The sequence below is a fragment of the Mycobacterium sp. GA-2829 genome (assembly GCF_001499965.1).
Lineage (GTDB): Bacteria > Actinomycetota > Actinomycetes > Mycobacteriales > Mycobacteriaceae > Mycobacterium.
Genome location: NZ_LQIT01000002.1, coordinates 163,129 through 173,402 on the forward strand (window position 1 = coordinate 163,129; position 10,274 = coordinate 173,402).

Annotated in this window: 10 protein-coding genes and 1 pseudogene; 8 read left to right on the forward strand and 3 right to left on the reverse strand. The window is 68.4% G+C overall.

The window, feature by feature from the left end:
- Positions 1-10: 10 nt before the first annotated feature.
- Together AU194_RS02650 and mptB are read right to left on the reverse strand one after the other, a co-directional pair.
- Positions 11-943 carry an ABC transporter ATP-binding protein gene (locus AU194_RS02650; RefSeq protein WP_059087662.1) on the reverse strand — a complete coding sequence of 311 codons (933 nt, stop codon included), beginning with the start codon at positions 941-943 and terminating at the stop codon, positions 11-13.
- Complete coding sequence (gene mptB, locus AU194_RS02655) at positions 940-2,640, reverse strand: polyprenol phosphomannose-dependent alpha 1,6 mannosyltransferase MptB (RefSeq protein ID WP_197417497.1); 1,701 nt, start codon at positions 2,638-2,640, stop codon at positions 940-942. Before mptB ends, AU194_RS02650 begins: the two co-directional genes overlap by 4 nt.
- A 33-nt stretch (positions 2,641-2,673) precedes the next feature.
- On the opposite strand from mptB, the gene AU194_RS02660 reads away from it, so the two are divergent.
- Genes AU194_RS02660 through AU194_RS02695 form a run of 8 tightly spaced genes read left to right on the forward strand, consistent with a single transcriptional unit; the run spans position 2,674 to position 9,598 of the window.
- Complete coding sequence (locus AU194_RS02660) at positions 2,674-3,489, forward strand: metalloregulator ArsR/SmtB family transcription factor (RefSeq protein WP_197417491.1); 816 nt, start codon at positions 2,674-2,676, stop codon at positions 3,487-3,489.
- A complete protein-coding gene (gene sufB, locus AU194_RS02665) occupies positions 3,486-4,949 on the forward strand; it encodes a Fe-S cluster assembly protein SufB (protein ID WP_059087665.1) in 1,464 nt (487 codons plus the stop codon). Before AU194_RS02660 ends, sufB begins: the two co-directional genes overlap by 4 nt.
- Entirely contained in the window at positions 4,950-6,140 is a 1,191-nt protein-coding gene (gene sufD, locus AU194_RS02670) for a Fe-S cluster assembly protein SufD (protein ID WP_059087666.1), read from the forward strand.
- Positions 6,140-6,928: a Fe-S cluster assembly ATPase SufC gene (sufC, locus tag AU194_RS02675; protein ID WP_059087667.1), complete on the forward strand. Its 789-nt coding sequence runs from the start codon at positions 6,140-6,142 to the stop codon at positions 6,926-6,928. The genes sufD and sufC overlap by 1 nt, the downstream gene beginning before the upstream one ends.
- A 10-nt stretch (positions 6,929-6,938) precedes the next feature.
- Complete coding sequence (locus tag AU194_RS02680) at positions 6,939-8,192, forward strand: cysteine desulfurase (protein WP_059087668.1); 1,254 nt, start codon at positions 6,939-6,941, stop codon at positions 8,190-8,192.
- Positions 8,193-8,196: 4 nt separating this feature from the next.
- Positions 8,197-8,655: a Fe-S cluster assembly sulfur transfer protein SufU gene (sufU, locus tag AU194_RS02685; RefSeq protein WP_059087669.1), complete on the forward strand. Its 459-nt coding sequence runs from the start codon at positions 8,197-8,199 to the stop codon at positions 8,653-8,655.
- Positions 8,652-8,990, forward strand: coding sequence for a metal-sulfur cluster assembly factor (locus AU194_RS02690; protein WP_059087670.1), 339 nt, complete (start codon positions 8,652-8,654; stop codon positions 8,988-8,990). Before sufU ends, AU194_RS02690 begins: the two co-directional genes overlap by 4 nt.
- Positions 8,991-9,028: 38 nt before the next feature.
- Positions 9,029-9,598, forward strand: a complete 570-nt coding sequence (locus tag AU194_RS02695) for a hypothetical protein (RefSeq protein WP_369804015.1) — start codon at positions 9,029-9,031, stop codon at positions 9,596-9,598.
- 459 nt (positions 9,599-10,057) lie between these two features.
- Here AU194_RS02695 and AU194_RS32115 read toward each other — a convergent pair.
- A pseudogene (locus tag AU194_RS32115) lies at positions 10,058-10,274 on the reverse strand (HNH endonuclease); the annotation flags it as partial.

Sequence of the window (10,274 nt, forward strand, 5' to 3'; positions counted from 1 at the left end):
GGGGTGTCACTCATTTCCGCATCTCCCGGCCTGTGAGGTCCAGGAACACGTCCTCGAGGCTGCGCTGCTCGACGCGCATGTCGGTGGCCAGCACGTTGACCCGGGCGCACCAGGCCGTCACGGTGGCCAGCACCTGCGGGTCGACGTGTCCCTCGACGAGGTACTCACCCGGCGAGGTCTCGGCGGCCCGGTAGCTCTCGGGCAGCGCCGAGATCAACAGCGACAGATCGAGTTTCGGGGGCGCGCTGAACCGCAACTGGTTCTCGGCGCCGGTGCGCATCAGCTCCGCGGGGGTGCCGGTCGCGACCGCCACCCCGTGGTCGATGATCACCAGGCGGTCGGCCAGCTCTTCGGCCTCGGTCAGCTGGTGGGTGGTCAGCACGATGGTCACCCCGTCGCGGCGCAGCGCGTCGATCAGCTCCCACACCACGATGCGGGCGTGGGCGTCCATCCCGGCCGTCGGCTCGTCGAGGAACACCAGCTCCGGCCGGCCCACGATCGCGCAGGCCAACGCCAGGCGCTGCTGCTGGCCGCCGGACAGTCGCCGGTAGGTGGTGCGCGCGACGTCGGTGAGTCCGAGGATGTCGAGCAGCCAGCGCGGGTCCAGCGGGTCGGCGGCGTAGGCAGCGACGAGGTCGAGCATCTCGCCGGCGCGGGCCGCGGGGTAACCACCGCCGCCCTGCAGCATCACGCCGATGCGCTCGCGGACCCGGTTGTTGTGCGCGGCCGGGTTCATCCCGAGGATCTCGATGGTGCCCGAATCGGGCCGCAGGAAGCCCTCGCACATCTCGACCGTCGTCGTCTTCCCGGCGCCGTTGGGCCCCAGCAGCGCCAACACCTCGGCGCGGTGCACGTCGAGGTCGAGGCCGTCGACCGCGGTGGTCGACCCGTAGCGCTTGGTCACCCCGCGCAGACGCACGGGGCCGGCCGACGATGTGGTCACGGGGAATCAGCGTATGCGCCCGGCGTGGCGGGCCGTGCCTGCGGTGGTTCCGAGGGACCCGGCATGGCGGGCGGATCGCCCTCGGGCAACGGTTGCCAGGGCAGCCGCCGCCAGGTCAGCGCCATCAACAACACGACGACGACCGTGCTCGCCAAGGTGGCCATGATGATCTGGAACAGCGCGAACCGGTCGCCGTTGGCGGTCGGTCCGAAGATGCCGACGATCAGCGTGATCGCGATCGTCGCGCCGCGGAAGCCGGGGCGGGTGGCCCAGGTGGCCAGCGGGATGACCGCCCACAGCAGGTACCAGGGCTGCACCACCGGGAACAGCAGGACCGTCGCGCCCAGCGCCACCCCCAGGCCGCCGACCGGGTGCAGTTTGCCGCGCAGCACCGCCAGCAGCAGGCCGCTGACCAGCACGGCGATGATGCTGACGCCGATGGCGCGGGTGAGCGCGAGGATCGCGGTGGTGTGGTCGCCGAGGCCGAGCAGGATGCCGACCTGCCCGGTGCCCAACGCGATGAGCGTCGGGGGGGACATCCAGCTGCGCACCACGTTGGCGGTGCCGAGGGTGAACAGCCAGCCGAACCCCAGCCCGCTGGCCCAGCCGATGATCGCCATCACCAGTACGGCGACCGCGGTCAGCGAGCCGCCGGCCAGGAAGAACGCCTTCACGGTGCCGCCGTAGCGGCAGGCCAGCGCCATCGCGACGAATCCGAGCGCCAGCAGCGACGGCAGCTTCACCTGTGAGGACAGCGCGATCAGCACGGTCCCCGCGAGCAGCATCGCCATCGGATACCAGCGGGTCCACGGCGCCGACGGCAGCCGCAACGGTCGGGGGATCAGCGGTCTGTCGGATGTGATGTTGCTGACTCCGCGCAGCGCGAATTCGGTGCCCGCGAGCATCAGCCCGAGCATCAGCGCCTCGTTGTGGATGCCCGCGACCAGGTGCATGAACAGCAGCGGATTGCACGGTCCCAGCCACAGCGCGCTGACTTCGGCGACGCCGCAGCGGCGGGCCAGCCGCGGAGTGGCCCACACGATCAGCCCGACCCCGGCCAGCACGACCAGCCGGTGGAACAGCACCGCCCAGACGATGTTCTCGCCGGTGATCGACGAGATGGTCTGCCCGATCCACAGGAACAGCGGGCCGTAGGGCGCCGGGGTCTCGCGCCACAGGCTCGGCACCGACAGCGTGAACACGTGGTCGAGGCCCAGCCCGGTGGCCGGCCCGACCTTGTAGGGGTCGAGGCCCTGCAGCGAGATCTCGCTCTGGGCGAGGTAGGAGTAGACGTCCTTGCTGTACATCGGCGGGGCGATGAGCAGCGGAATCGCCCACAGCAGCAGGGTGCGGTCGGTCTGGCTGCGCGACATCCGGCGGCTGCCGAGCGCGAACCGGCCGAGCATCAGCCAGGCCAGCGCCATCATCACCGCGCCGGTGGTGGTCATGGTCAGCGAGACGGTCTGGATGCGCGACGGCAGGTTGAGCAACCGGACACCGAAGGTGGGGTCCTGCACCACGGGGCGGGCCCCGGCGCCGAGGGCGCCGATCGCCATCAGCACGGTGCCCGTCGCCCCGAACAGGCGGGTGCGACGCAACGCGACCAGGTCGGCCTCGGTCAGGGGGGAGCCGACAGTGCGCTCGTCGCCGTGCCAGCGGGCGATCGAGGAACTGAAGGACTGCAGCCGCCCGGCCATACGAGCCATTCGAGCAGACTAACCGCCGCGGCTATGTGCAAAGTCACGCTCCGACTAAGGGTGACCTTGGTGGAACCGGTCTCCGAATTCCGTCACAATGGTGTTGTGAAAATCCCTACCGAGGCTGTCGGCGTGTCTGCTGCGCACGTCTCGGACGGGCATACCCGCACCGCGATCATCCAACTGTTGCTGCAGGGTCCGGTCACCGCATCGGCGATCGGCGAACGCCTCGGGATCTCGGCGGCGGGCGTGCGCAGGCACCTCGACGCGCTGATCGAGGCGGGCGACGCGCAGGCCGCACCGGCGGCGGCGTGGCAGCACACCGGGCGGGGCCGTCCGGCCAAGCGCTACCGGCTCACCGCGGCCGGCCGCGCGAAACTCGGCCACACCTACGACGACCTCGCGGTGGCCGCGATCCGCCAGCTGCGCGAGATCGGCGGCGACGATGCGGTGCGCACGTTCGCCCGCCGGCGCATCGACACCATCCTCTCGGGAGTAACCGAGGGGGGTGATGGTGTTGAATCGACTGCCGACCGGGTGGCCGACGCGCTCACCCAGGCCGGATACGCGACCACCACCGCGCGGGTCAGCGGCCCGATCGACGGTGTGCAGATCTGCCAGCACCACTGCCCGGTGTCGCACGTCGCCGAGGAGTTCCCGGAGCTGTGCGAGGCCGAGCGCGAAGCGTTCTCCGAGATCCTCGGAACGCACGTACAGCGGCTGGCCACGATCGTCAACGGCGATTGTGCCTGCACCACCCACGTACCACTGCTGCCCGACAACGCAGCACCCCTCCGGCGCACAGCCCGCGCCGGATCCGTCACGACCGATCAAGGAGCGTCGACATGACCGCCACCCCGGACACGACGAGCGTCACGCCCGAACACACCATCGGCGAGCCGCTGTCGCAGGAGGAGGCCATCGCCTCGCTGGGCCGTTACGGCTACGGCTGGGCCGACTCCGACGTCGCGGGCGCCAGCGCGCAGCGAGGGCTCTCCGAAGCCGTCGTGCGCGACATCTCGGCCAAGAAGAGCGAGCCCGAGTGGATGCTCGACATCCGCCTGCGCGCCCTGCGCACCTTCGACAAGAAGCCGATGCCGAACTGGGGCTCCAACCTCGACGGCATCGACTTCGAGAACATCAAGTACTTCGTGCGGTCCAGCGAGAAGCAGGCCGCCACATGGGATGACCTGCCCGAGGACATCCGCAACACCTACGACAAGCTCGGTATCCCGGAGGCGGAGAAGCAGCGCCTGGTCTCGGGTGTCGCCGCGCAGTACGAGTCCGAGGTCGTCTACCACTCCATCCGTGAGGATCTGGAGAAGCAGGGCGTCATCTTCCTCGACACCGACACCGCGCTCAAGGAGCATCCGGAGCTGTTCAAGCAGTACTTCGGCACCGTGATCCCGGCCGGCGACAACAAGTTCTCCGCGCTCAACACCGCGGTGTGGTCCGGCGGTTCATTCATCTACGTCCCCAAGGGTGTGCACGTCGACATCCCGCTGCAGGCGTACTTCCGGATCAACACCGAGAACATGGGCCAGTTCGAGCGGACGCTGATCATCGTCGACGAGGACGCCTACGTGCACTACGTCGAGGGCTGTACCGCGCCGATCTACAAGAGCGATTCGCTGCACAGCGCCGTCGTGGAGATCATCGTCAAGCCCGGCGGCCGCTGCCGGTACACGACCATCCAGAACTGGTCGAACAACGTCTACAACCTGGTCACCAAGCGTGCGCGGGCCGAGGCGGGCGCCACCATGGAGTGGATCGACGGCAACATCGGGTCCAAGGTCACGATGAAGTACCCGGCGGTCTGGATGACCGGTGAGCACGCCAAGGGCGAGGTGCTCTCGGTCGCGTTCGCGGGGGAGGGTCAGCACCAGGACACCGGCGCCAAGATGCTGCACCTGGCGCCGCGCACCTCGAGCAACATCGTGTCCAAGTCGGTGGCCCGCGGCGGTGGCCGCGCCTCCTACCGCGGCCTGGTCCAGGTCAACAAGGGTGCGCACGGTTCGCGCTCGAGCGTGAAATGCGATGCGCTGCTTGTCGACACGATCAGCCGCTCCGACACCTACCCGTACGTCGACATCCGCGAGGACGACGTCACGATGGGTCACGAGGCCACCGTGTCGAAGGTCAGCGAGGACCAGTTGTTCTACCTGATGAGCCGCGGCCTGACCGAGGACGAGGCGATGGCGATGGTCGTGCGCGGCTTCGTCGAGCCGATCGCCAAGGAACTCCCGATGGAGTACGCACTCGAGCTCAACCGGCTGATCGAACTGCAGATGGAAGGAGCTGTGGGCTAAGTGAGTTCCCCTTTGCAGACAGCGGTGGAAGGCACGCCCGCAGGCTCGGCGCTCAACAAGGGTGAGGTGTTCACCTCGTTCGACGTCAACGCGTTCGAGGTGCCCGGCGGCCGCGACGAGATCTGGCGGTTCACCCCGCTGCGGCGTCTGCGCGGCCTGCACGACGGCTCGGCGCAGCCCACCGGCCGCGCCGAGATCCGCGTCACCGAACGCCCCGGCGTGACGGTCGACACCGTGGCGCGCGGCGACCAGCGCCTCGGCCAGGCCGGCGCCCCCGCTGATCGTGTTGCCGCGCAGGCTTTCTCGTCGTTCGAGTCGGCGACAATCGTCACCGTCGGCCGGGACACCGAGGTCGCCGAACCGATCGAGATCACCGTCGACGGACCCGGCGAGGGCGAAACCGCCTACGGGCATCTGCAGATCCGCGTCGAGGAACTGTCGCGCGCGATCGTCGTGGTGGACCTGCGCGGCAGCGGCACCTACGCCGACAACGTCGAGATCATCGTCGGCGATTCGGCCGGCCTCGGCGTCATCTGGATCGCCGACTGGGCCGACGACATGGTCCACGTCAGCGCCCACCACGCCCGCCTCGGCAAGGATGCGACCCTCGGTCACGTCAACGTGATGCTCGGCGGTGACGTCGTGCGCACGACGGCGAACGTGCGGTTCGCCGCGCCAGGTGGTGACGCGAAGATGCTCGGCACCTACTTCGCCGACGACGGTCAGCACCTCGAATCGCGGCTGCTGGTCGACCACGCCCACCCCAACTGCAAATCCGATGTGTTGTACAAGGGTGCGCTGCAAGGGGATCCGGATTCGAACAAGCCCGACGCGCACGCCGTGTGGGTGGGCGACGTGCTGATCCGCGCCGAGGCCACCGGCACCGACACCTTCGAGGTGAACCGCAACCTGGTGCTGACCGACGGCGCCCGCGCGGACTCGGTGCCCAACCTCGAGATCGAGACCGGCGAGATCGTCGGCGCCGGACACGCCAGCGCCACCGGCCGATTCGACGACGAGCAGATGTTCTACCTCCAGGCTCGCGGGATCCCCGAGGACCAGGCGCGCCGACTGATCGTGCGCGGCTTCTTCGGCGAGATCATCGGCAAGATCGCGGTGCCCGCGGTCCGCGAACGCCTGACCGACGCCATCGAACGCGAGCTAGCCCTCACCGAAGGAAACAATTCGTAATGTCCACGCTGGAAATCAAAGATCTGCACGTGAGCGTCGCCGCCGGCGAAGCCGTCGGAGGCGAAGACGCGGCCAAGCCCATCCTCAAGGGCGTCAACCTCACCGTGAACTCGGGGGAGACCCACGCACTGATGGGCCCGAACGGGTCCGGTAAGTCGACGCTGTCCTACGCGGTGGCCGGTCACCCGAAGTACACGGTGACGTCGGGCTCGATCACGCTCGACGGGCAGGACGTCCTCGAGATGAGTGTAGACGAGCGCGCCCGCGCCGGGCTGTTCCTGGCGATGCAGTACCCGGTCGAGGTACCCGGGGTCTCGATGTCGAACTTCCTGCGCACCGCCGCCACCGCCGTGCGCGGTGAGGCGCCCAAGCTGCGGCACTGGGTCAAAGAGGTCAAGGGCGCGATGAGCGACCTCGAGATCGACCCCGCGTTCTCGGAACGCAGTGTCAACGAAGGGTTCTCGGGCGGCGAGAAGAAGCGCCACGAGATCCTGCAGCTGTCGCTGCTCAAGCCGAAGATCGCGATCCTCGACGAGACCGACTCCGGCCTCGACGTCGACGCGCTGCGCATCGTGAGCGAGGGCGTCAACCGCTACGCCGAGACCGAGAACGGCGGCATCCTGCTGATCACCCACTACACCCGCATCCTGCGCTACATCCGGCCGCAGTTCGTGCACGTGTTCGTCGGTGGCCGGATCGTCGAATCCGGTGGCCCCGAACTCGCCGACGAGCTCGAGACCAACGGGTACGTGCGGTTCAGTGAGCAGGCTGCGGCCACCGGCGCGTAAGGGGGCTGCCATGACGACCGCGGCAAACCGGCTCGACGTGGCAAGAATCCGTGCGGACTTCCCGATCCTGAAGCGGGTGATGCGCGGTGGACAGCAACTGGCGTACCTGGATTCGGGTGCCACGTCGCAGCGTCCGCTGCAGGTGCTCGACGCCGAACGCGATTTCCTCACCACGTCCTACGGCGCGGTGCATCGCGGTGCGCATCAGCTGATGGAGGAGGCGACCGACGCCTACGAGGCCGGTCGCGCCGACATCGCCGCGTTCGTCGGCGCCGACACCGACGAGTTGGTGTTCACCAAGAACGCCACCGAGGCGCTCAACCTCGTCGCCTACGTGCTGGGCGACAACCGGTTCGACGGGTATTCGGTGGGCCCCGGTGACGTCATCGTCACCACCGAACTCGAGCATCACGCCAACCTGATCCCGTGGCAGGAACTCGCCCGCCGTACCGGGGCGACGCTGCGCTGGTACTCGGTGACCGACGACGGCCGCATCGACCTGGATTCGCTTCAGCTCGATGAGCGGGTGAAAGTCGTTGCCTTCAGTCATCATTCGAACGTCACCGGCGCGGTGGCGCCGGTCGCCGAGTTGGTGGCCCGGGCCAAGGCGGTCGGCGCGCTGACCGTGCTCGACGCCTGCCAGTCGGTGCCGCACCAGCCGATCGACTTCCACGCGCTCGGTGTGGACTACGCGGCGTTCTCCGGTCACAAGATGTTGGGGCCCAACGGGATCGGCGTGCTCTACGCCAGGCGTGAACTGCTGGCGCAGATGCCGCCGTTCCTCACCGGCGGGTCGATGATCGAGACCGTCACCATGGCGGGCGCCACGTATGCGCCCGCACCGCAGCGTTTCGAAGCGGGCACGCCGATGACCTCACAGGTCGTCGGGCTGGCCGCGGCCGCGCGCTACCTGTCGACGATCGGCATGGCCGAGGTCGAGGCGCACGAGGCCGAGCTGGTGGCCGCTGCGCTGGAAGGGCTCTCGGGTATCGACGGTGTCCGCATCGTCGGTCCGCTCTCGATGACCGATCGCGGGTCACCGGTGAGTTTCGTCGTCGACGGGATCCACGCCCACGACGTCGGCCAGGTCCTCGACGACGACGCGGTCGCCGTGCGCGTCGGCCACCACTGCGCGTGGCCGCTGCACCAGCGGTTCGGCATCACCGCCACCGCACGGGCGTCGTTCGCGGTCTACAACACCCTCGACGAGGTGGAGCGACTGGTGGCGGGTGTCCGCCACGCCGTGGACTTCTTCGGTAGGTGAGCGGATGCGACTCGAGCAGATCTATCAGGAAGTGATCCTGGACCACTACAAGCATCCGCACCACCGCGGGCTGCGGGAGCCGTTCGGCGCCGAGGTGCGTCACGTCAACCCCACCTGTGGCGACGAGGTGACGTTGCGGGTGGCGCTGACCGACGACGGCGAGACGGTGGCGGACGTGTCCTACGACGGACAGGGCTGCTCGATCAGTCAGGCGTCGACGTCGGTGCTGACCGATCTGGTGATCGGGGAGTCCGTCGGCGATGCGCTCAAGACGGTCGCGGCGTTCACCGAGATGGTCTCCTCGCGCGGCACCATAGAAGGGGACGAGGACGTGATCGGCGACGGTGTCGCGTTCGCGGGCGTCTCGAAGTACCCGGCACGCGTGAAGTGCGCGCTGCTCGGCTGGATGGCTTTCAAGGATGCCGTGGCCCAGGCGTCGGACGATTCGGAGGAGAAGAGATGACCGCACCGAACGAGGAACTGCTCGCCGACATCGAGGAGGCGATGCGCGACGTCGTCGACCCCGAACTCGGTATCAACGTCGTCGATCTCGGACTGGTCTACGGACTCGACGTGGAGAAGGGCGACGCGGGTGATGTCGCGCTGATCGACATGACGCTGACCTCGGCGGCGTGTCCGCTGACCGACGTGATCGAGGACCAGTCCCGCACGGCGCTCGTCGGGGCGGGCCTGGTCAAGGAGATCAAGATCAACTGGGTGTGGAATCCGCCGTGGGGGCCGGACAAGATCACCGAGGATGGTCGCGAGCAGCTTCGGGCGCTCGGTTTCACCGTCTAGGTCCGTGAGGCCGTCCGGCGGGTGACAATGCCGCTGTGATGACGGTTCCCGCCACGGGGTGGCGCGGTGGTCCGCTGCAACGCGGGTTGCTGATCGGCGCGACGTCGGGGTTCTTCTTCGGTGCGCTCGCGTTGCTCGATTCCGGTATCCCGGTGGTCGGGGCGATCGTCTTCGTGGTGACCGGCGGCTTCCTCGGTGTCTGGACGACGCGGCGGATGGACCGCTACTGGCCCGGCGCACGCGACTTCACCACCGCCGAACGGGTGCGCGTGGTGCGGGCCGCGCGGCGCGGCGACAGGGTCGAGGATCCGCGGCTGGCGCGCGGCGTCGTCGACTACGCCGCCGGTCTGCGTGCCGCCGCCGAACGGCTCTACCCGTACCGGTGGGTCATCGTGCTGGTGCTGGTCGTGGCGATCGGCACCGCGGTGGTCGACGCGGTCACCGGGTCCGTGCGCGAGACCGTCGCATCGTGTGTCTATCTCGGTCTGCTCGCGATCGAACTGGCGTGGTGGCCGGCGCGTCGGCGCGAACTGCTGCTGAATTCCGCCCTTGCGACGGCGTTGGCTCAGCAGGTGCTGGAGGAGCCGTCGGAGGACGAGACGAGCTGACAGTGATTCGTAGGCGCTAGTACTCGACCGACGTACTCGACGCGTAAGACGAGAGCGACGTCGGGGAGTTGGTCCTCGACTGCTGCCCGCAAGACACACGGCCCTGTGGTTGATGGTTCGCGGTCTGGCCGACGACGAGAACCGTCGGCGACCTTCTTGGCATCGGTGTTCTGGTGGACGTCCTACCGCCGCGTTCGACGATCCGAGCGAGATGTGTCGATTGTTCACGGGTTCTCAAAGCACCGAGCGCCGACTAAATGTCCAGGATGCCTGATGACATGTTGCAGCATCCCGCGCGGCGGAGACCGGCGACGTGCTCGACATGCTCGGACGCACCTGCCGGATGCCAAGCTGACCCAGGCAGCGCGAAACCCGCTACGCGACAAAGCGATTGGTCGCGCTCACGGAGAGTGCCCAGTCTGGCGTGGGGCAACGGCTGTTGACGGCGCCCGGCTCGGGTTAGTTGCTGCTGGGTGGTGCTTTGGGTTCGAAGGGTGTGTACCACCACCAGTCGGCGCGTTCGCCGCTGGGCCCGGGATAGGGGTCGACCTTCGGGGGCGCTTGGGTGGGTGGCCGCGCCAGCGACCCGTCACGCATGATCCGGCCTCGGCTGTCGGTGACGACGAGCTGGTGGGCGGGTCCGGTGATGGTGATGATCCCGCGGTGATGCGCCCGA